19 protein-coding genes are annotated in these 20,907 nt (G+C 48.6%); 13 read left to right on the forward strand and 6 right to left on the reverse strand.

Annotated elements, in window-relative coordinates; genetic code table 11:
* Positions 1-92 precede the first annotated feature (92 nt).
* Positions 93-470: an autonomous glycyl radical cofactor GrcA gene (grcA, locus tag I3X05_RS02300; protein WP_337970937.1), complete on the reverse strand. Its 378-nt coding sequence runs from the start codon at positions 468-470 to the stop codon at positions 93-95.
* A 322-nt stretch (positions 471-792) separates the two neighbouring features.
* Here grcA and nfo point away from each other — a divergent pair, with 322 nt between their 5' ends.
* The 3 genes from nfo (at position 793) to I3X05_RS02315 (ending at position 3,324) form a co-directional block, all read left to right on the forward strand.
* Positions 793-1,674 carry a deoxyribonuclease IV gene (gene nfo / locus I3X05_RS02305; RefSeq protein ID WP_045569921.1) on the forward strand — a complete coding sequence of 294 codons (882 nt, stop codon included), beginning with the start codon at positions 793-795 and terminating at the stop codon, positions 1,672-1,674.
* Between the two features lie 330 nt (positions 1,675-2,004).
* Positions 2,005-2,685, forward strand: a complete 681-nt coding sequence (gene ung / locus I3X05_RS02310) for a uracil-DNA glycosylase (protein WP_045569922.1) — start codon at positions 2,005-2,007, stop codon at positions 2,683-2,685.
* An 87-nt stretch (positions 2,686-2,772) separates the two neighbouring features.
* Entirely contained in the window at positions 2,773-3,324 is a 552-nt protein-coding gene (locus I3X05_RS02315; protein ID WP_171816711.1) for a hemerythrin domain-containing protein, read from the forward strand.
* Between the two features lie 73 nt (positions 3,325-3,397).
* Here the strand turns inward: I3X05_RS02315 and I3X05_RS02320 are convergent, their stop codons facing one another.
* Positions 3,398-3,583 (reverse strand): DUF3545 family protein, encoded by a 186-nt coding sequence (locus I3X05_RS02320; RefSeq protein ID WP_045569924.1) that lies wholly within the window; start codon positions 3,581-3,583, stop codon positions 3,398-3,400.
* Between the two features lie 700 nt (positions 3,584-4,283).
* On the opposite strand from I3X05_RS02320, the gene I3X05_RS02325 reads away from it, so the two are divergent.
* Both I3X05_RS02325 and yaaA read left to right on the forward strand, forming a co-directional pair.
* Complete coding sequence (locus I3X05_RS02325) at positions 4,284-5,711, forward strand: alanine/glycine:cation symporter family protein (RefSeq protein WP_337970938.1); 1,428 nt, start codon at positions 4,284-4,286, stop codon at positions 5,709-5,711.
* A gap of 95 nt (positions 5,712-5,806) precedes the next feature.
* Positions 5,807-6,583: a peroxide stress protein YaaA gene (yaaA, locus tag I3X05_RS02330; protein ID WP_045569926.1), complete on the forward strand. Its 777-nt coding sequence runs from the start codon at positions 5,807-5,809 to the stop codon at positions 6,581-6,583.
* A 60-nt stretch (positions 6,584-6,643) separates the two neighbouring features.
* Here yaaA and srmB read toward each other — a convergent pair whose 3' ends face one another.
* Positions 6,644-7,870: an ATP-dependent RNA helicase SrmB gene (gene srmB, locus I3X05_RS02335; RefSeq protein ID WP_045569927.1), complete on the reverse strand. Its 1,227-nt coding sequence runs from the start codon at positions 7,868-7,870 to the stop codon at positions 6,644-6,646.
* 104 nt (positions 7,871-7,974) lie between these two features.
* Entirely contained in the window at positions 7,975-8,694 is a 720-nt protein-coding gene (locus I3X05_RS02340; RefSeq protein ID WP_045569928.1) for a tRNA1(Val) (adenine(37)-N6)-methyltransferase, read from the reverse strand.
* Positions 8,695-9,002: 308 nt separating this feature from the next.
* Between I3X05_RS02340 and brnQ the strand changes: the two genes are divergently transcribed.
* Positions 9,003-10,316 (forward strand): branched-chain amino acid transport system II carrier protein, encoded by a 1,314-nt coding sequence (gene brnQ, locus I3X05_RS02345; protein ID WP_045569929.1) that lies wholly within the window; start codon positions 9,003-9,005, stop codon positions 10,314-10,316.
* 119 nt (positions 10,317-10,435) lie between these two features.
* Here brnQ and fldB read toward each other — a convergent pair whose 3' ends face one another.
* Positions 10,436-10,954: a flavodoxin FldB gene (gene fldB, locus I3X05_RS02350; RefSeq protein ID WP_061894172.1), complete on the reverse strand. Its 519-nt coding sequence runs from the start codon at positions 10,952-10,954 to the stop codon at positions 10,436-10,438.
* A gap of 157 nt (positions 10,955-11,111) precedes the next feature.
* Here fldB and xerD point away from each other — a divergent pair, with 157 nt between their 5' ends.
* From xerD to I3X05_RS02385, 7 genes are all read left to right on the forward strand, one after another.
* On the forward strand, positions 11,112-12,029 hold the full coding sequence (gene xerD / locus I3X05_RS02355; protein ID WP_193187558.1) for a site-specific tyrosine recombinase XerD: 918 nt from the start codon (positions 11,112-11,114) through the stop codon (positions 12,027-12,029).
* A gap of 25 nt (positions 12,030-12,054) precedes the next feature.
* Positions 12,055-12,846: a bifunctional protein-disulfide isomerase/oxidoreductase DsbC gene (gene dsbC, locus I3X05_RS02360; RefSeq protein ID WP_337970939.1), complete on the forward strand. Its 792-nt coding sequence runs from the start codon at positions 12,055-12,057 to the stop codon at positions 12,844-12,846.
* A gap of 57 nt (positions 12,847-12,903) precedes the next feature.
* Positions 12,904-14,643, forward strand: coding sequence for a single-stranded-DNA-specific exonuclease RecJ (gene recJ / locus I3X05_RS02365; protein WP_193157622.1), 1,740 nt, complete (start codon positions 12,904-12,906; stop codon positions 14,641-14,643).
* A gap of 139 nt (positions 14,644-14,782) precedes the next feature.
* Positions 14,783-15,881 (forward strand): peptide chain release factor 2 gene (gene prfB / locus I3X05_RS02370; protein ID WP_139046298.1). Its coding sequence is split into 2 segments (ribosomal slippage): positions 14,783-14,857 and positions 14,859-15,881, totalling 1,098 coding nucleotides; the frame shifts between segments, so codons are not numbered across the junction.
* Positions 15,882-15,914: 33 nt separating this feature from the next.
* The gene (gene lysS / locus I3X05_RS02375) at positions 15,915-17,456 is read left to right on the forward strand and encodes a lysine--tRNA ligase (protein WP_193157621.1); all 1,542 of its coding nucleotides are present in this window, start codon (positions 15,915-15,917) and stop codon (positions 17,454-17,456) included.
* Positions 17,457-17,756: 300 nt separating this feature from the next.
* On the forward strand, positions 17,757-19,091 hold the full coding sequence (vpsR, locus tag I3X05_RS02380) for a cyclic-di-GMP-binding transcriptional regulator VpsR (protein ID WP_045569936.1): 1,335 nt from the start codon (positions 17,757-17,759) through the stop codon (positions 19,089-19,091).
* Positions 19,092-19,576: 485 nt separating this feature from the next.
* A complete protein-coding gene (locus I3X05_RS02385) occupies positions 19,577-19,828 on the forward strand; it encodes a DUF1127 domain-containing protein (RefSeq protein WP_193157620.1) in 252 nt (83 codons plus the stop codon).
* Positions 19,829-19,869: 41 nt separating this feature from the next.
* Here I3X05_RS02385 and I3X05_RS02390 read toward each other — a convergent pair whose 3' ends face one another.
* Positions 19,870-20,904 carry an NADP(H)-dependent aldo-keto reductase gene (locus I3X05_RS02390; protein WP_193157619.1) on the reverse strand — a complete coding sequence of 345 codons (1,035 nt, stop codon included), beginning with the start codon at positions 20,902-20,904 and terminating at the stop codon, positions 19,870-19,872.
* Positions 20,905-20,907: the final 3 nt, after the last annotated feature.

The raw sequence follows: 20,907 nt of genomic DNA on the forward strand, positions 1-20,907 counted from the left end.
CGGAGTTGACTCCGCCTTTTTTATTGCCAGATTGCCAGCTAAAAACAAACGGCGCTCAAAGAGCGCCGTTAAAGTAAATGGTAATGTTGTGATTAGAGCGACTCAGTAAAAGTACGAGCGATCACGTCGCGTTGCTGCTCTTGAGTCAAAGAGTTGAAACGTACAGCGTAGCCAGATACGCGAATGGTCAACTGTGGGTATTTTTCTGGGTGAGCGACTGCATCTTCTAGCGTTTCACGTTTTAGTACGTTGACGTTGAGGTGTTGACCCCCTTCGATGCGCGGTGCCGCTTCAATAGCCACTTCACGGCTTTCGAATTCACCCAGTTCGTTGAGCGCCACAACTTGATCGGCTTCATAGCCAGATAGCGCAGCCACACAACGCGCTTCGTTCTTTTCACTGTCCAAAAGCCAGATAGAGTTCAGTAGGCTGTCGTTTGCCGCTTTAGTAATTTGGATACCTTGGATCATCACTATCTCCTAGTCCACGCAGGTGGTGTTATGGTGTTTATTTTCAAATTTTGTCGAGCTGCTAATTATATAGCTAATAACCATTATTCTAGTATTGATTTAAGTCAAAAAACAACTAAAAACATTAAATTTATCAAGGTTAATTTATTGTTCTGGATCAATAAACTCTTTAAAAACAATATCAATTAAATATAGTTGATTGGTTAAAAATTATTTTAATGATCATTTGTTGTAAATTTACTACAAATTGCAAGTCAAATTTGACGAATGAAGGCTAAATCGTTGTAATTGCCCATCAGAGATGAAAGTAAAAAGTGATTAAATGACAAACAGTAAAAATCGATATGGTAACAAATTTATTGGTGCCCACGTTTCTGCAGCGGGTGGTGTTGAGAATGCGCCGCTGCGAGCAAGAGAAATTGGTGCGAACGCCTTCGCTTTATTTACCAAAAATCAGCGTCAGTGGGTCGCTAAACCGTTGGAGGCCAAATCCATCAGTGCCTTTAAAGCCAACTGCCAGATGCTTGGGTTTGCGTCTGAGCAGATCCTGCCACATGACTCTTATCTGATTAACTTAGGAGCGCCTGAAGAGGAGAAGCGAGAGAAATCACGCTTGGCTTTTATCGATGAAATGGAACGTTGTCGACAGTTGGGCTTAACCTTGCTGAATTTTCATCCCGGCAGTCACCTCAATCAAATCTCAGAACAAGAGTGTTTGTCGCTGATTGCGCAGTCGATCAATGTGGCGCATCAAGCCGTGCCTGATGTGGTGGCAGTGATTGAAAATACTGCTGGTCAAGGAACAAACTTGGGGTGGAAATTCGAACATCTAGCGGAAATCATCGACCAAGTGGAAGACAAAGAGCGGGTGGGCGTTTGCCTCGATACTTGCCACACCTTTGCCGCTGGCTACGATCTCAGTTCTATGGCCGCATGTGAGCACACTTTTGCTGAGTTTGAACGCGTGGTCGGCATGCACTATTTAAGGGCAATGCATCTCAATGATTCAAAAGTGGATCTCGGTAGTAAGGTCGACAGGCATCAGGCGTTGGGGAAAGGAGCGATTGGCTGGAGCTGTTTTGAATACATAGCCAAAGATAGGCGCTTTGATTCTATCCCTTTGATTTTAGAAACAATTGAGCCGGATTTGTGGGCGGGGGAAATTCGGGCGTTAAGAGAATTTCATCTACAATCAATCGATTAAATGAAGGTTTAATCATATTGGCATCTTTTTTCATATCTCACCATGACGATAGTCGCACAGAAAATTTCGCAATGGAGGATGCCACTATGTTACCGACAATCACTGCTACCCCAACGTCCTTTGGCCGCCGAGCTGCACGGCTCCCTGCTCCCAATCGCCATGTTACTGGGCCGGGGCACTACCGAACTCCACAAAAGGCGACGCATCCGCATGAGAAAAGCGAATAGCGGTTACTCTGTGCAGGGGAGGTAATTAAATACAAATTGCCCGGTTTATCATGCGCATTTGGGTGTAAAATAGCGGCTTTGATAGTAACAGCGGGATTCCCCAATGACGCAGGAACTGACCTGGCACGATGTAATTGGTGCTGAAAAGCAACAGGCGTATTTTCAACAAACACTCAGTTTTGTGGACGCAGAGCGTCAGGCCGGAAAAGTCATTTACCCTCCGGCCAAAGACGTGTTCAACGCCTTCCGTTTTACGGAATTTAATCAAGTCAAAGTGGTCATTCTGGGCCAAGACCCGTACCACGGGCCCAATCAGGCGCATGGCCTGTGCTTTTCTGTTCTCCCCGGAATCAAGCCGCCGCCATCTTTACTCAATATGTACAAAGAGTTGGCACAAGATATCGAAGGTTTTCAGATACCAGTACACGGTTTTTTGCAGAGTTGGGCAGAGCAAGGCGTCCTGCTGTTGAATACGGTTTTGACCGTGGAGCAGGGGAAAGCGCACTCGCACGCAACCAGCGGGTGGGAAGTGTTTACCGACCGGGTTATCGAGGCGATAAACCAGCATCAGCAAGGCGTGGTTTTCTTACTTTGGGGTTCGCATGCGCAAAAAAAAGGCCGCTTCATTGATAGAAACAAGCATTATGTCCTCGCGGCCCCGCATCCCTCTCCGCTTTCTGCGCACCGGGGTTTTTTAGGTTGCCGTCATTTTTCTCAAACGAATCAGTTGCTTTCTCAACAAGGAAAAACGCCAATCCACTGGCATTTACCGATGACGGTTTAAATGGTGCTTTTTTGAGCAAGGTCTAAACCGAAACCATTTCTCTCTTATACACTTAGTAGCAGCAATGAAGTGTTAAGGAGAAGCACTATGATGATCGAACGGATAAGACGTGAGCACAGCTACATTGTGCGTTTGTTGGCTATCTTACGTCAGAAAGTGGAACAACTGAAAAACGAGCAACCGATCAACTACGGTTTGGTAGCAGAAATCGTTGACTATCTCTCTGTACATGCGGAAAAAGTGCATCACCCCAAAGAGGACATTCTCTATCGACACTACTTGCAGCATTATGGGGCGCAGCGGACGATAGAAAACCTAGAGCAAGAGCATATCTCGCTGGCAAAAGAGACGGCCAGATTTACCGAGATAGTACAGATGATCCTCAGCGATGCGGTCGTGCCACATGATGTTTTTCTAGAGCACCTTGAAGCCTTTATCACCTCTCAGCGCCGCCATTTAGATATTGAAGAACGTTTAGTCTTGCCTTTAATTGCAGAGTCTTTCACCACTCAGGACTGGCAAACGGTCGAATCACAGTGGTTGATCAACGAAGATGACCCTGTGTTTGGCAAAACCATTGCGGACCACTACCAACAGTTGGCTGAGAGGGTCAAACAAAGTGACAGAGAATGGGCTTAGGGGCGAGTCAGTCGTCGTTCGGACAGCGTAATAAAAAGAGAAATGGCACCCTAAGGTGCCATTTCAGTATTCGTTAAAGTTTAATGTCTTCCAGTGAATAATCGTGACAAAAATCCATGTCTCGAAGCTCTTTTAGAAGATTGCGGCGATCCATCATCGCCTCAATTTCACGCCATTTTCTTTTTACTGGTTTTGACCGGGTTTTGGTGGTGCCAGTCGTTTCAAAATCCAGTAAGTCATCTAGTTCAAAGCCGTCCATAAGCTACCTCACATAAATAACCAGCGCTTGTGCAGTCACTAAGTACCACAGTTTCTCCGAGCTTAGCCACGATATATTTCGCATTTGTGTCGGTAACATGAAATTTTCGCCTGAAACTGAATACAACATCACATTTCACTGAGCCTGATGTGGTTGAAAAGTGAGCATTTGCATCAACGAAAACGTTTAAATGAAAAAAAATTGAATGTTAAAGTGGTGTGTATTTAAACCGTATGACGATACAAATAGATGTTCAAAGGATGGGGTGTTTCCAAATGTAACAAGTATCAGGTTCCGACGGGAGCGGAGAAAGCGTTCGATGGCTTCGGATCATAGATAGGGTAAGGACTGCCGACCAAATTGAAGTGAAAAAGAATGATTATAATTTGATGTAAAAACATTGTGCAGTAAATGTAACCACTTTTCGCTGCTTGCGCTGTTTTTTATGTTAACAAAAAGTATATTTACAGTGAAAAATACAACAAAAATGCACTCTTATGCATATTGATTTTTGTTTTTTCAAGCTGCATTATCCGCTGCGTCAAAAAACGTTGGTACGTAAAAAGGATGCATGAAGCGACATTTACGATTCTGGATTGCCAATCTAAAACGAATAAGACCAAGCTAATTTGACACTTGGTATCGCAATCTGGTGGATGGCTAGGACGCACGGACCGACGCAACTCAATTTGAGGTATGTATGACAGACTTGATTAATTTGATGAATGACCTGCTATGGGGGTCTATTCTGGTTTACCTGCTGGTTGGGGTGGGGATTTACTTCACTATCCGCCTTGGGTTTATCCAGTTCCGCCATTTTGGACACATGTTTTCCGTATTGAAGAACAGCCGTAAAGCTGACCAAGCTGGTATCTCTTCTTTTCAGGCACTTTGTACTAGCCTAGCTGCGCGCGTTGGTACCGGAAACATGGCAGGGGTTGCCGTTGCCCTTACTGCGGGTGGTCCGGGTGCGATTTTCTGGATGTGGTTGATTGCCATGTTAGGTATGGCGACCTCGTTTGCTGAAAGTACGCTGGCGCAGCTTTACAAAACCAAAGATGATGACGGCAACTACCGCGGTGGTCCTGCTTACTACATGGAAAAGGGCCTTGGCATGCGCTGGATGGGCGTGCTTTTCTCGGTCTTTTTGATTATCGCTTTTGGTCTGGTGTTTAACGCTGTGCAAGCCAACTCCATTGCAGGGGCTATGCAAAACGCCTTCGGTTGGGAAGATAAGTACGTAGGCGGTGCGATCATGGTGCTGGCGGGCGTGATTATTTTCGGTGGTATCAAGCGTATTGCGCGCACCGCTGAACTGATTGTGCCTGTGATGGCGCTGGCTTACTTGGCATTGGCGCTGTTTGTGATGTTTAGCAACCTCGAAAAATTGCCTGCGGTGCTGGCTTTGATCTTCAAAAGTGCGTTTGGTTTACAAGAAGCGGCCGCTGGTGGCCTTGGCTATGCCATCGCCCAAGCGATGATCAACGGGATCAAACGCGGCCTGTTCTCCAACGAAGCGGGTATGGGTTCAGCGCCGAATGCAGCAGCGTCTGCAACGCCATATCCACCACATCCTGCTTCGCAAGGTTATGTGCAGATGCTGGGTGTGTTTATGGACACTATCGTGATCTGTTCTGCCACGGTTTCCATCATCTTGATGTCTGGCGAATACGTGCCTCATGGAGAAATCACTGGTATTGAACTGACACAGGTAGCCCTCAGCTCACAAGTGGGTGATTGGGGGGGCATCTTTGTCGCGGTCGCGATTTTCTTCTTCGCTTTCACCTCGATCATTGCCAACTACTCGTACGCAGAAACCAACTTAGTCTTCCTTGAGCACAACCACAAAGCGGGCTTGAATCTTTTCCGTATGGTGGTATTGGGCTTGGTCGGTTACGGTGCGGTGGCACCACTGCCATTTGTGTGGGCGCTGGCAGATGTGTCGATGGGCTTGATGGCGATTGTCAACTTGGTCGCGATTCTGCTGCTCTCTGGCATCGTGATCAAACTGGCGAAAGACTACAACCGTCAGTTAAAAGAGGGCAAATTGCCCACCTTTAATGCTGACGATTTCCCAGAGCTCAAATCTCAGCTTGAAGAAGGCATTTGGGACAACAAAAACAAGTAATCGCTCTTTGCTATTAGTGTGATTGTAAAAGCCATGCAGACATTGCATGGCTTTTTTTGTACCCTAGTGAAAAACAAAATTAGGAAGTCATCGTCATGCTTATTGTTGTTTCTCCAGCCAAAACTCTGGATTACGAATCGCCACTCGCGACGCAAAAGTTTACCCAACCGGAATTGGTCGATTATTCCAAACAGTTGATTGACGTTTGCCGCCGCTTAACGCCGGCCGATGTTGCTTCACTGATGAAAGTGAGCGATAAAATCGCCGATCTCAACGTGGGTCGCTTCCAAGATTGGAGCGAAACCTTCACGCCAGAAAATGCGCGCCAAGCGATTCTGGCTTTCAAAGGCGATGTTTATACCGGGCTGGAAGCCGAAACGTTTACAGAGGCGGATTTTGACTACGCGCAGCAGCATTTGCGCATGCTCTCCGGTTTGTATGGCCTGCTGAAGCCGCTCGATTTGATGCAGCCGTATCGTCTGGAAATGGGTACTAAGTTAGCCAATCCGCAAGGCAGCAACCTTTACCAGTTTTGGGGCAATGTGATCACCGACAAGCTCAATGAGGCGATTGCCGAGCAAGGCGACAATGTGCTGATTAATCTGGCCTCGAACGAATACTTTAAAGCGGTGAAGCCGAAGAATCTGCAAGCTCAGGTGGTGACGCCGATTTTCAAAGATGGCAAAAATGGCCAGTACAAAGTCATCAGCTTTTTTGCCAAGAAAGCGCGTGGCATGATGGCACGTTACATCATTGAAAATCGAATCCGCAGTGTGGCCGATCTTACCCAGTTTGACACCGCGGGTTACTACTTTGTGGAAGAAGAATCCACGCCGACGGAATTGGTGTTTAAGCGCGAAGAGCAGCATTAATTCCGTTGTTGGAAAAAGAAAGGGTTGGCACTTGGCCAACCCTTCTGTTTTATCGTGTGGTTACTTTTTCTTTTTCACACTTTTCTTTTTGCTGACGGCTTTTTTATCGTCTTTTTTCTTTTTCTTCTTAAACACCGGTTTTTTGTGCTGTGGACGCAGCTCTTTGACAAAGCGTTCTTTGATCTCTTCTTTGACGTAGCGAGCTACGCGGTCAAGCATCGTTTGGTCATGCGCTTCAACGATGGAGATCGCGTTGCCTTTTTTACCGGCACGCGCGGTACGGCCAATTCGGTGCAGGTACACATCGGCGCTGCGTGGCATATCAAAGTTCACCACGTGAGAAACGTCAGGTAAATCGATACCGCGTGCGGCTACATCGGTTGCAAGTAGCACGTTAACGCTGCCATCACGAAAACGCGCAATCGCATTGTTGCGGCGATCTTGTGGCATCTCCCCTTGGATCCAAGAGCACGGGATCTGAGCGCTTTCCAGCTGTGCTCGTAGGTCGGCCAAACGCTCGCGTGTTTTCAAGAAGACAATAGTGCGCTCAGCTTGCTCGGTAAGAATGTTTTTCAGCAGCGCCAGTTTGTGTTCCATGCTATCGGCGCGGTAGTACCACTGGGTGATTTTCTTGCGCTCGCGACGAGAAGGCTCGGCATCAATGTCGGCTGGGTCTTTGAGCAGATCCGCGGTGAAGCCTTCCACGCCCTTACCTTCCAAGGTGGCAGAAAAGAGCATGCTCTGTTTACGCCAGCGACATTCGTTCGATAGGCGGTCCACAGTCGGGGCAAAGCCCATATCCAGCATGCGATCCGCTTCATCAAGGATCAGCCACTCAATGGCTCGGCAGTCGAAACGCTCGGCTTGAATGTACTCCATCAAGCGGCCAGGTGTGGCGACGACGATATCCTGCGTTGTAGAGAGAATATCGGCATGCTCTTGATACTGCACGCCACCTGTGATGGTGAAGATATTGAGCTTGGTATACTTTGCCAGTGCGCGCGCTTGGTCAGCCACCTGCATCGCCAGCTCACGCGTTGGCGTTAAGATCAAAATACGTGCCGGCCCCGGTTTGCGACGCGGGAAGTCAATCAGATATTGTAGCGCTGGCAGCACGAAGGCCGCCGTTTTTCCGGTACCGGTGGGCGCACAGGCCAGAATGTCTCGGCCGTCCAGAGCTTGTGGGATCGCTTCGGCCTGAATTTGCGTTGGACGCTCAAAGCCAAGTTCATCAATGGCAGCCAACAGGTTGGGGTCAAGATCCAGTTCAGCAAAAGTTCTGATCACAGTAGGGTCTCCACAAGCTCGGTTAACTCACAGGTTAACAGAGCAGCAACAATTAAAAGGGGACGTATTATAGAGTGAACGGTGATTAGGATCACATGTTATTTCTACATCTTGAGATAAAAGTCTTGCGTTAGGGCGACAAACTCGGCGCTGTAGCCGTTTTCCTCTCGAATGGACAGGCTTTGCTCTTGTACCGCTGTCGCTTGCAATTTCAGCTCGAACAGTAGCCGTGAGACGGGTTTTTGCTCGCTAGGGCGCACCCGGCAAAGACGGCTAAGGTGCCAGCCTTGCGTTTGTGCCAGTTGGATGAAGGCAGTTCCTTCCACATCGGGTAACACAAAGCTAGCTCGCCCGTCTTGGTTGAGCAGCGCTTTGGCGCGCGAAATCAGATCCCAGTGACTTAAGCTGTCTGTGTGCCTCGCCGTGGCACGTTGCTGCATTTTGGCCTGCTCTCCGCTGTTGAAATAGGGCGGGTTGCAGATGATGGCGTCAAAACGCGTTCCCAGATTGAGGGTCAAGACATCGCCTTGCTGCACCTCCAGCCGATCTCGCCACGGGCTTTGTGCAAAGTTATCTCTGGCCGCTTCGATAGCATGCGCATCAATATCGACCGCCGTGATGCGCAGCGTAGGAAAACGCTGTGCAGACATCAGGCTCAAGAGCCCAGTGCCTGTGCCAATGTCGAGCAAGTTGCTCGCGAAGGAAAAATCGCTCCACGCCCCAAGTAACACACCATCGGTGCTGACAGGCATCCCTGAGTGGCTGTCTGCGATCGAAAACTGTTTAAAATTGAAGCCCTTAGTTTTTAATGTGTCACTCTTCATGTTTATGTTTTTATCTCGCTATTTTTTAGATACAAAAACCACTGTTAAATGATTGTGTGAAATTATTCTCTAGGTGTTAACGACTTGTGGGTAAAGTTGTATGGATTATTTGTCTGGATTAAAAATAGATACCAGTGACATCAACTGTAATATTGTCATTTCTGTAAATTAATGTAGTGTTTTTGTCGCAAAGGTTGCCAATTGATGGTGGTTTAGTCATTATGCGCGCCTTATTCGAAAGAGGGATCAGGTTTTCTGATCCACAAAAGCATACACAACATTCATCAGAATTATTCTAAGGGTTATCTGTGAAACAGACTTTAAAATTTTCCGATATCCTCGCAGTCGGCTTCATGCTGTTTGCGTTTTTCCTCGGTGCCGGTAACATCATTTTCCCACCGCTGGCAGGGCAACTTGCCGGTGATAATTTAATGCCAGCGATGTTTGGCTTCTTGCTGACGGCGGTTGGTCTTCCTTTGATCACCATTATTGCCATCGCCCTCGCAGGTGGAACTTGGGAACATTTGACCAAAGATCTACCCAAACAAGCCGCGATGCTGATGGCGGTGCTGATCTTTATCATCATTGGCCCTGCATTTGCTGCGCCGCGAACTGGTCTGGTTGCTTATGAAATGGCGATAAAACCGTTTTTCGCTGAAGCCGCACAGTCGCATCTCACCATTTTCTCTGTGCTGTTTTTCGCGGTAGCGATCTTTTTCTCTTGGTCACAAGGTAAATTGATCGATGTGATCGGCAAAGTGCTGACTCCGGCGCTGTTTGTGGGTTTGATTGTTCTGGCAGTTGCGGTGTTTGTCGACCCACAAGGCGCGTTTATTGCGGCGCAGGGCGAATACCTCACTCAGCCGCTGACCAAAGGTTTCCTAGAAGGTTACAACACCATGGATACTTTTGGTTCGCTGATGTTCGGCATGCTGATTGTTGATGCGCTGCGCAATCGCGGCATCACTGAGCGTTCGGCAACCACACGTTATTTGATCCTAGCGGGCGTGATTGCGGCGGCAGGGCTGGCGTTTGTCTACGTTTCACTTTTCTATCTCGGTGCAACCAGCGCGACTGTGGCTGCGGGGGCCGACAACGGTGGCGTGGTTCTGAGCCTTTACGTTCAAGCTCTGTTTGGTCCTTATGGTCAAATCGTGTTATCGGTCATCGTATTGCTGGCGTGTCTGACCACGGCGATTGGTCTTATCTCAGCCTGTTCTGATTACTTTAGCTCTCTGACTCCGCTTTCGTACAAAGCGTGGGTGGTGATTAACGGTGTCGCGTGTGCGGTCGTGGCAAATGTGGGTTTGGCGCAGCTGATTTCTCTGTCTGTGCCCGTGTTGTTCGCACTTTACCCAGTGGCGATTGCCTTGGTTGCACTGACGTTTGTTCGCAAGAAACTGCCGAACCCACGTGTTGCTTACCGTGTAGTGATTTTAGTTTCACTGTTGTTTGCTTTGATCGACGCGGCAAAAGTCGCTGGTGTGGATGTCTCTGCGTTTAAAGTGCTGCCACTGTTTGACGTGGGCATGGGCTGGTTGCTGCCAACCGCTGCGGCGATTATCTGCATGTTCTTTGTTAGCCGCTCAGTGGCGCAAGAACTGACGCAGCAAAACGCGTAACAGGCGCATCACTTAAGCAACGAAAACAAAAAGCCCTGCACTCATCCTGCCGGGCTTTTTTCATTCTCAATGTTTTTCTCAATTTTCTTTTTGAGCGCTGAGTCGCAAGTATGACCAGCTTAAAGCTTGTCGTGGTACTCGACCAACACTTGCTCAACCCAAGTGGCGATGCGCTCATCGCTCAGTTCATATTGTGAGTCTTCATCCAGCGCTAGGCCGACAAAGTGCGTACCGTCTGCAGTCAACGCTTTTGAAGCGTCGAATTGATAGCCCTGGTTTGGCCAGTAGCCGATAAACTCAGCGCCGGCGATTTTCAGCTCATCGTGCAGCAGCCCCATCGCATCGAGGAACCACTCGCCGTAGCCTTCTTGATCGCCAAGGCCGAACAGGGCGACCGTTTTGCCTTGTACTGGTGAGCTAGACACTTGCTGCCAGATGGCCGACCAATCTTCCTGAATCTCACCAAAATCCCAGGTGGAGATGCCCAATAGCAGCAGATCATACTCTGCCATCAGGGAAAGAGGCGACTCTTTAACGTTGTGAACATCCACTAACTCTTCGCCAATCAAGGCGCGAATTTTCTCCGCTGCCATTTCGGTGTAGCAGGTGGTTGAGCCGTAAAACAATCCGATTTTCATGTTTGTCATCACTGCGATTGGTTAGAACACCGAATTCTACCCATATTTTGCTGAGGATTGCAGCGAATATCGCGTGCACAAGGATTTTTTATAGCATTAATAACCTGCCTGACATACTCTCAGGCCATTAAGTTCTAAACAGGATAAGGAAACAAGCATGCAGCAGTCTGCATCAATCAATATGCAGGACTTTGGCTTGGTGGAGCAGTTTCTCGATGCGATGTGGATGGAGCGCGGGTTGGCGGAAAACACCCTTGCTTCTTATCGCAACGATCTGATGAAGTTGCTGCAATGGATGGAAACAAGCCATTATCGACTTGATTTCATTAGCTTATCTGGATTGCAAGAGTATCAAGCCTATTTAGCGGATCTCGATTATAAACAGACCTCGCGCGCCAGAATGTTGTCGGCGATTCGTCGCCTGTTTCAGTATCTGCACCGGGAGAAAATTCGCGCCGACGATCCGAGCGCGTTGCTGATCAGCCCCAAACTGCCGCAGCGTCTGCCCAAAGACATCAGCGAAGCGCAAGTGGATGCGCTGCTGGATGCGCCCGATGTAAATGATCCGCTGGAACTGCGTGACAAAGCGATGCTAGAGCTTTTGTATGCCACTGGCCTGCGGGTGACGGAACTGGTCAGCCTGACGATGGAAAACGTCAGTTTGCGCCAAGGGGTTGTGCGCGTTACGGGTAAAGGGGGCAAAGAGCGCTTGGTGCCGATGGGGGAAAACGCCATCGACTGGCTGGAAACCTTTATTAAACAAGGTCGCCCGGTGTTGCTCGGTGAGACAACTTCGGACGTGGTTTTTCCCAGTCAAAGGGCCAGACAGATGACGCGTCAGACCTTCTGGCATCGAATCAAACATTACGCGGTGGTTGCTGGTATCGATACCGATCATCTCTCGCCGCACGTATTGCGCCACGCTTTTGCGACGCATTTATTGAACTATGGTGCGGATCTGCGGGTCGTACAGATGCTGCTTGGTCATAGTGACTTATCGACCACGCAAATTTATACTCACGTAGCAACTGAACGACTGAAACAGATTCACAGCGAACACCATCCGCGTGCTTAGCGGATGCTAATATAAGGTGATTTTAATGAGCGTATTACGCCGACTAACTCTTTTGACTCTTCCGTTTTTTGTCACGGCGTGTGGCGCTGAAGAGAGCCATGCAACCACGCCAGCGACCGAAGTCGTTGCCAGTGCTAATGTTGCCAGTACCAACATAGATAGCGCCGCATTAAAAGCCCGTTTTAGTAAACTTGGCCTGAATATTACCAATATTCAACCTTCGGATGTGGCTGGCTTAGTTGAGATCCAAACCAACAGCGGCGTGCTGTTTTCGTCAAACGATGGCAAGCATTTTATTGCAGGTACCCTGTACGCACTTGACGACAACGGCCAATACCGTGACGTAATTGCCGAGCGCCAAGCACCGCTCAATGCAAAAAAAATCGCCAAGTTTAGCGATAGCGTGATTGAATACAAAGCCGCCAATGAGAAATACGTCGTGACGGTGTTTACCGATATTACGTGTGGCTACTGTGTGCGTTTGCACAGTCAGATGAAAGAATACAACGATCTTGGTATTACCGTTCGTTACATGGCTTTCCCGCGTCAAGGGGGAGTGAGCCCGGTGGCCGATCAAATGGCGGGTGTTTGGTGTGCTGCCGATCCGAAAGCGGCCATGCATGACGCGAAAGTGAATCGTAAATTTGCGCCGGTAGAAAACGATGTCTCGCAATGTAAAAAGACCATTGCCGCTCACTATCAGCTAGGTCAAGAGCTCGGTATCAATGGTACGCCGGCTATTTTCCTTGCCAGCGGTGAAATGATTGCCGGCTACTTGCCACCGGAAAAGCTTTTACAACGACTACAACAGCAATAAATCCATCCATATCCAAGGAGCAGAGCCTGGCGTTAAGCGCTTGGCTCTATTCAACGCATGATAGAAATACAACGTCGACCTGAACCCGATCTCTCTCTGTTACCCGAGAGCCTCCCAGAACTGCTTAAGCGCATTTATATCAACCGTGGCGTGACTGATATTGCTCAGTTGGACAATGCCGCAAAAGGTCTCCATTCCTATCAAAAGCTGCATGGTATTGAACTGGCGGTCACACTGCTGTTTCAAGCCATTCAAGAGCAAAAACGCATCATCGTGGTTGGCGATTTTGACGCCGATGGCGCGACCAGCTCTGCCCTGTCGGTTTTGGCGCTGCGCATGCTTGGTAGCCGCAATGTCGATTATCTGGTGCCAAATCGTTTTGAAGATGGTTATGGCCTGAGTCCTGAAGTGGTGGATCAAGCGATCGAACTGGGTGCAGAAATGATCATGACCGTCGACAACGGTGTCTCCTCGATTGAGGGGGTGCGCTACGCCAAAGAGCGTGGCTTAAAAGTACTGGTCACCGACCACCATTTGCCAGGGCAAGTGTTGCCGGATGTCGATGCGATGGTCAATCCGAACTTGCAGACCTGCGCATTTCCCTCCAAATCCTTGGCGGGCGTTGGTGTCGCCTTTTATCTGATGATGGCGCTTTGTGTGCATATGCGCAAATGCGGTTGGTTTGCTGAGCAAGGCATGGCCGAGCCCAAGTTGATGGAGCTGGTTGACTTGGTGGCGCTTGGCACCGTGGCTGACGTGGTGCCGCTGGATGAAAATAACCGCATTTTGGTCCATCAAGGTTTGCAGCGTATTCGCGCTGGTAAAGCGCGTCCGGGCATTCAAGCGCTGATCGAAGTGGCCAAGCGCGATGCGCGTCGTCTGGTTGCCGCCGATTTTGGCTTCGCGCTTGGGCCGCGCATCAATGCCGCGGGGCGTCTTGATGATATGTCTTTCGGTGTTGAGCTGCTGCTGAGTAACAATATCCACGCCGCACGGCGCATGGCCAACGAGCTGGATGCGCTTAACCAAACGCGCAAAGAAATTGAAGAAGGGATGAAGCAAGAAGCGCTGGCTTTTTGTGAGCGTCTGGAGTTTGGAGAGAACACCGAGCTGCCTTATGGATTGGCTCTGTTCCAGCGCGATTGGCATCAAGGGGTAATTGGCATTCTCGCCTCGCGCATTAAGGAGAAATACCATCGCCCGGTGATCGCGTTTGCTGATGGCGGTGATGGTTTGATCAAAGGATCTTGTCGCTCTGTTCCCGGTTTACACATGCGTGATGCGTTGGATCTTATCGACACGCAAAACCCAGGTTTGATTCTCAAGTTCGGCGGGCACGCCATGGCCGCGGGGTTGACCATCAAAGAGGCCGATTTTACGCGCTTTAGCCGTCTGTTTGATCAGGTTGTGAAACAAGAACTGGATGAAGCGGCGCTCAAGGGCATTATTCTCTCCGATGGCGAGCTCCAACCGGAGCAGTTTTCTATGCATGTCGCGGAAATGCTGCGTTCGGCGGGGCCGTGGGGACAAGGCTTCCCAGAACCAGTTTTTGATGGTGAATTCAAACTATTGCATCAAAAACTGGTGGGTGAGAAGCACCTCAAACTGATGCTCGAACCGCTTTTTAAAGGCCAGCCGACCAACATCATGGTGGATGGCATCGCCTTTAACGTCGATCTGCGCCGCTGGCCCGATGCGTCAGTAAAAACTGTACGTTTGGCCTATAAACTCGACATCAACGAGTTCCGTGGCAATCAATCATTGCAATTGATGGTGGACCATCTCGAAGCAAGATAAATGTTCATCCGAAGCCCCGAACCGTGGGCTTCGAATGCTTTGGCTAACGAGTCAACATCGGCCAAATTTTTCCTGTATCTCTGTCACATTTTTCAGTAGAATTCTGCGGTTAAATTCTACTCTAAAATGTTGAGCCAACATGTTTGAAATCAATCCTATTAAAAACCGTCTTCAGGACGTGTCTGCGCGCACGAATGTCCTGAGGGGGTATCTTTGACTACGACGCCAAGAAAGAGCGTCTTGAAGAAGTCAACGCAGAACTAGAACAACCTGACGTTTGGAACGAGCCAGAACGCGCTCAAGCGCTTGGCCGTGAACGCGCTTCATTGGAAGCGGTGGTGGAAACCATCGACCAGCTTGATCAAGGTGTTGACGACGTTGAAGGCTTGCTTGAACTCGCTATCGAAGCAGAAGATCAAGAAACGTTTGACGAAATTGGCCCTGAGCTGGAAGCGTTAGAAGAGAAACTGGCGGGTCTTGAGTTCCGCCGTATGTTCTCTGGCGCGCACGATTCATCCGATTGCTACATCGACTTGCAAGCGGGCTCTGGCGGCACAGAAGCGCAAGACTGGACCAGCATGATGCTGCGTATGTATCTGCGCTGGGCCGAAGCGAAAGGCTTTAAAACCGAAGTGATTGAAATTTCTGACGGTGACGTTGCGGGTCTCAAATCGGTTACTGTGCGTATTGTTGGCGATTACGCTTACGGCTGGCTGCGTACCGAAACCGGCGTACACCGCTTAGTGCGCAAATCACCTTTTGACTCAGGCGGCCGTCGTCACACTTCATTTGCTTCTGCGTTCGTTTATCCTGAGGTTGATGAAAATATCGATATCGACATTAATCCTGCCGATCTGCGTATCGACGTTTATCGTGCGTCTGGTGCGGGTGGCCAGCACGTTAACACCACGGAATCGGCGGTACGTATTACCCACGTACCAACCAACACTGTGGTACAGTGCCAAAACGATCGTTCTCAGCACAAGAACAAAGATCAGGCGATGAAACAACTGCGCGCGAAGCTATTCGAGCTAGAACTGCAAAAGCAAAACGCAGAGAAACAAGCGAATGAAGATGCGAAATCCGATATCGGTTGGGGCAGCCAGATCCGTTCTTACGTACTGGACGACTCTCGTATCAAAGACTTACGTACCGGCATTGAAAACCGCAATACCCAAGCGGTGCTTGATGGCGATCTGGACAAATTTATCGAAGCCAGCCTGAAATCTGGCTTATAAGCTTTTCACCGACAAAACAGGATAGATCGAAAAATGACTGATGCTGTTCAAAATGAAACCGTACAAGAAGCTTCTACACCAGAAGAGAATAAGCTCATTGCAGAGCGCCGCGCGAAGCTAGAGCAAATTCGCAAGAGCTGCAAAGCCAATGGCCATCCAAACGACTTCCGTCGTGACAGCCTTGCTGGCGACCTTCAGAAACAGTTCGGTGAAAAGAGCAAAGAAGAGCTGGAAGCGCTAAATCATGTGGTGGCGATTGCGGGCCGTATTATGGCGAAGCGTGGCCCATTCTTGGTTATCCAAGAAACCTCTGGCCGCATTCAAGCGTACGCAGATAAAGAAGTACAAAAAGTACTGAAAGAGAAGTACCAAGGTCTGGATATCGGTGACATCATCGGTATTAAAGGCGCTTTGCACAAATCGGGTAAAGGCGATCTCTACGTCAACATGGAAGAGTACGAATTGCTCACGAAAGCATTGCGTCCTCTGCCAGAAAAATTCCACGGCCTGACTGACCAAGAACAGCGTTACCGTCAGCGTTATGTGGATCTGATTGTCAACGAAGATTCGCGCAACGCGTTCAAAATTCGCTCTAAGCTGATTTCGGCTATCCGCCGTTACATGGAGTCAAAAGACTTCATGGAAGTGGAAACGCCAATGATGCAAGTGATTCCTGGTGGCGCATCTGCGCGTCCGTTTATCACTCACCACAACGCACTGGATCAGCAAATGTTCCTGCGTATTGCGCCTGAGTTGTACCTCAAGCGTTTGGTGGTTGGTGGTTTTGAACGTGTGTTCGAGATCAACCGCAACTTCCGTAACGAAGGTCTTTCTCCACGTCACAACCCAGAATTCACTATGATTGAGTTCTACATGGCGTACGCCGATTACAACGACCTGATCGACCTGACCGAAGACATGCTGCGCACGGTTGCGCTGGAAGTGTTGGGCCACACGTCAATGCCTTACGGCGATTTCACTGTGGAATTCGGCGGCAAGTACGCACGTATGACCATGCTGGAAGCGATCAAGCACTACAACCCTGACCACGCTGACATTCAGGCGCTGACGGTAGAAGACGTGCAGGATCGTGACAAGCTGGTGGCTATTGCGAAATCACTGGATATCTACGTGGAGAAATTCTGGACCTGTGGCCAACTGCTTGAAGAGATCTTCGGTGAAACCGCAGAGCCTAAACTGATCCAGCCAACCTTCATCACCGGCTACCCGGCAGACATCTCTCCGCTGGCACGCCGTAGCGATGACAACCCGTTCTTCACTGACCGCTTTGAGTTCTTCATCGGTGGCCGTGAAGTGGCAAATGGTTTCTCTGAGCTCAATGATGCGGAAGATCAGGATCAGCGCTTTAAAGCGCAGGTTGACGCGAAAGATGCCGGTGACGACGAAGCGATGTTCTATGACGCGGACTACATCACTGCGCTTGAGCACGGCCTACCGCCAACGGCAGGACAAGGCATTGGTATCGACCGTCTGGCGATGCTGCTGACCAACACGTACACCATTCGCGATGTGATTTTGTTCCCAGCGATGCGCCCGCAGTCGCAAGCTCAATAAGCGCACTAAAATAACAAAAACCACCTTCGGGTGGTTTTTTTATCTATGCTGAAACCAAGATGATACGCATCACACTTTTGAGACAAGGCCTTTTGCTTAACTCGAAAGGTGCAAAGAAATTATTTGCTATCTTATTGGTATTCCTTCTATTTTTTTAGAGAAAATGCCAGTTTGCTTCCAAAGCTAAGTGGTGAGCGTATCAATTGTCAGTGGTCTTATTTATAAGACAGACTTGAATGTCATTACTCTTGATAATGTATGCAAAGAAAGAGCGTAGTAAGAAGAATATAAGGGTGTTCTATGGCTGGTCAGTTTAAGATGGATTCTGTCCCAGGTTCTCTTGTGGTGGTAGGCGGATCGTACGAGCCTTGGCTATCTGTGTTAGAGCAGGTGGGCTGGAAGTGTCATCAAAGCGGTGACCTGCGCAAAGCCGATGCACTTTTGGCTGATATTGGGCCCTGTATCGGGATTGTGGATCTCAGCCATGATGAATTTAGCCTCAATGGCATTGCTAACTTGGTCAGTGCACACAAGCACGTTCGTTGGCTGGCGTTTATTCGCGAGTCTCAACTCAGCTCTGACACGATTTGCCAGTTTATCGTCAACTTTTGTATCGATTTCTTCACTGCCCCCATTCCGGATGCTCAGCTCCTGAGCACCATTGGGCACCAACTTGGCATGCTCAAATTAGAGAAGAAAGTGTGGCCAAGTTTTGGCAATAATCAGGATATGGGGCTTATCGGCGATTCCATTCCGATGAAGCGCTTACGTGATCAGATAAAACGGATCGGCCCAACCGATGTGAGCATTCTTATTTATGGCGAAAACGGTACAGGCAAAGAGACAGTGGCTCGCGCGGTACATAAAATCTCGTCGCGTGCACACAAGCCGTTTTTCTCAGTGAAGTGTCGAGCGTTAAGCGAAAAGCGCTTTCAAGCGGACGTGTTTGGCATTGGCGCGGACGACAATGCAGGGCCATCGATTCTCGAACAGGCTGACGGCGGCACCGTGCTGTTCAACGATATTCTAACCATCTCAAAAACTCAGCAGTTGAATCTGCTGCGTTTCTTACAAGAGGGAGCCATCGAAACCAACGATGGAATGAAGAGCGTCAATGTTCGCATTTTAGCCGCGAACTCATCGGATATTGAGAAAGCATTGATCGATGGCGATTTTAACGAAGAGCTTTATCACTACATCAATGTACTACGCATCAATGTGCCGAGCTTAAAGGAGCGAGCTAGCGATATCGGCCTTTTGGCGCGCTATTACTTGCAGGAGTTCTCCAAAGAGTACAACTCGCAAGCCAAAAGTTTATCCGAAGATGCGCAGCGTGCCCTAACACGCTATTTTTGGCCGGGTAACGTACGTGAGTTGATGAATCAGATCAAACGTGCGGTGTTGATGTCAGACAACGTGATGATCGAGGAATCGCTGCTTGATCTCCCCAAGCGGGGGGAGAGTAAACGCAGCCTAAAGAGCATTCGAGAAAAGAGTGAGCGCGACGCATTACTGCTGGTGTTGGAATCTCATTCAGGCCAAGTGTCGAACGCAGCCAAAGAGCTCGGTGTTTCACGGGCGACGATGTACCGTCTGCTGAACAAACATAATCTGATTTCTGAACAAGTCGTTTAAATTGGTTGATTCTTACAAGGCCACGTCATAAGTGGCTTTTTGTTTTTAGATTCAGTGGAAATTTTTATATTCTATAGTTGAATATCTTATTCCTAACGTTATGTGCAATTTGTGTATAGGGAAATCTACGGTATTTTTACAATTACATAAAAAGTGTTTGATTATAAGATGCTTTTGGCTAGAATTTAACCGTGACTATTTAGTCACATCCTATCAAATCGTTTGGATTAATAACCTCAGGAGGGGCATAACATGTTGAATCTTTTTGCACATCAACCCGCTTTTGCTTCTCGAGATACACATTCATCTGTGATGTTTGCTGGTGTTGGCGCAGGCGCTGATACCCGTATTGATGGTTAGTTAATCCGCACCTTTAGTTTGTAATTGGGCTGCGGAAAATGGCAGCTCGGTTAGAGACATTCGTTATCTTCATTTTTAGTGTCTGCCATTTTTCTCAGCAAAAATTTTGTTTTTGGAGAAAAATTATGCGTCATTCTATTTATTTGAAATTAGCCACTTTGCTGGTACAAGCCGATCTAAAACGTGAAGAACGCCAATGGGCAGCCCGCGTTCGCCGCAGTAGTTATGATGTTCCTTGGGCCAATACGTTTTTGCTCAAAGATATCGGTTTGGACGAAGGTGGACGAATGAATCCGAATACGGTACCCGATGATGTTAAAGTCGCTCGTCGCATTCGTCATATGCGTCGGGTATTAAGTGCGCGAATACCGACGTAATATTGAGGCTGCGACGCGTTTTGGGTCGCAGCCTCAACTGATTACGGGCAAGGGTTGGAATAAGTGGTGCCAATCTCCTGAATTTTAGTTAATACCTCTTCACTTAACTCAATATTAATGCTGTCAATATTGGCTTTAAGCTGTGCAATGCTGGTTGCGCCGATGATATTGGCAGCGACAAATGGGCGCTGGTTGACGAAGGCCAGTGCCATTTGAGCTGGATCTAAGCCTGCCTCTTGTGCCAACGCGACATAGGCTTGTGTGGCCTTAATCCCTTGTGGAGTAAAATAGCGTTGAAAGCGTTCAAACAGGCTGCATCTTGCATCTGCTGGTTTGGCCCCATTCAAGTATTTCCCGCTCAGGCAACCAAACGCCATTGGAGAATAAGCCAATAACTGAACGCCCTCGTAGTGACTTATTTCTGACAAACCAACTTCAAAACTGCGATTGAGCAAGTTGTAAGGATTTTGAATCGAGACAATTCTCGGTAAATCATGTTTTTCGGCTAAACGCAGCAAACTCATCACGCCCCAAGGGGTTTCATTTGATACGCCGATATAACGCACTTTTCCTGCATTGACCAATTCAGTCAGCGCCTCTAAGGTTTCTATCAGAGTGACCTCTTCTAGGGCTTCTGGGTAAGGGTAGTTTAGCTGGCCGAAGCAATTGGTTTGTCTTTGTGGCCAGTGTAACTGGTAGAGATCGACGTAGTCAGTTTGCAGACGTTGTAGGCTATCGTTGATCGCCGTATGGATATGACGGCGGTTCAAACTCATGTTCTCGCGGATGTAGGGGACATTTCTTGGTCCCGCCACTTTGGTCGCCAGTATCACTTTTTCCCGTTTGCCTGATTTGACTAGCCAATTACCAATAAACTGTTCTGTAAGACCTTGAGTTTCCGCTTTGGGCGGAACCGGATACATTTCCGCGGTATCGATAAAATTGACGCCATGGTCTAAGGCGTAGTCGAGTTGGGCAAAGGCATCCTGCTCAGTATTTTGTTCACCAAACGTCATCGTGCCTAAGCATATTTTACTGATCTCAAGGCTGGAGTGGGGAAGTTTGCTATATCGCATGGC

Source organism: Vibrio navarrensis (assembly GCF_015767675.1).
GTDB lineage: Bacteria > Pseudomonadota > Gammaproteobacteria > Enterobacterales > Vibrionaceae > Vibrio.

Coding starts and splice junctions, on each gene's coding strand:
- grcA (WP_337970937.1), bottom strand. CDS start 470: ATGATCCAAGGTATCCAAATTACTAAAGCGGCAAACGACAGCCTACTG.
- nfo (WP_045569921.1), top strand. CDS start 793: ATGACAAACAGTAAAAATCGATATGGTAACAAATTTATTGGTGCCCAC.
- ung (WP_045569922.1), top strand. CDS start 2,005: ATGACGCAGGAACTGACCTGGCACGATGTAATTGGTGCTGAAAAGCAA.
- I3X05_RS02315 (WP_171816711.1), top strand. CDS start 2,773: ATGATGATCGAACGGATAAGACGTGAGCACAGCTACATTGTGCGTTTG.
- I3X05_RS02320 (WP_045569924.1), bottom strand. CDS start 3,583: ATGGACGGCTTTGAACTAGATGACTTACTGGATTTTGAAACGACTGGC.
- I3X05_RS02325 (WP_337970938.1), top strand. CDS start 4,284: ATGACAGACTTGATTAATTTGATGAATGACCTGCTATGGGGGTCTATT.
- yaaA (WP_045569926.1), top strand. CDS start 5,807: ATGCTTATTGTTGTTTCTCCAGCCAAAACTCTGGATTACGAATCGCCA.
- I3X05_RS02340 (WP_045569928.1), bottom strand. CDS start 8,694: ATGAAGAGTGACACATTAAAAACTAAGGGCTTCAATTTTAAACAGTTT.
- fldB (WP_061894172.1), bottom strand. CDS start 10,954: ATGAAAATCGGATTGTTTTACGGCTCAACCACCTGCTACACCGAAATG.
- xerD (WP_193187558.1), top strand. CDS start 11,112: ATGCAGCAGTCTGCATCAATCAATATGCAGGACTTTGGCTTGGTGGAG.
- dsbC (WP_337970939.1), top strand. CDS start 12,055: ATGAGCGTATTACGCCGACTAACTCTTTTGACTCTTCCGTTTTTTGTC.
- recJ (WP_193157622.1), top strand. CDS start 12,904: ATGATAGAAATACAACGTCGACCTGAACCCGATCTCTCTCTGTTACCC.
- lysS (WP_193157621.1), top strand. CDS start 15,915: ATGACTGATGCTGTTCAAAATGAAACCGTACAAGAAGCTTCTACACCA.
- vpsR (WP_045569936.1), top strand. CDS start 17,757: ATGGCTGGTCAGTTTAAGATGGATTCTGTCCCAGGTTCTCTTGTGGTG.
- I3X05_RS02385 (WP_193157620.1), top strand. CDS start 19,577: ATGCGTCATTCTATTTATTTGAAATTAGCCACTTTGCTGGTACAAGCC.
- I3X05_RS02390 (WP_193157619.1), bottom strand. CDS start 20,904: ATGCGATATAGCAAACTTCCCCACTCCAGCCTTGAGATCAGTAAAATA.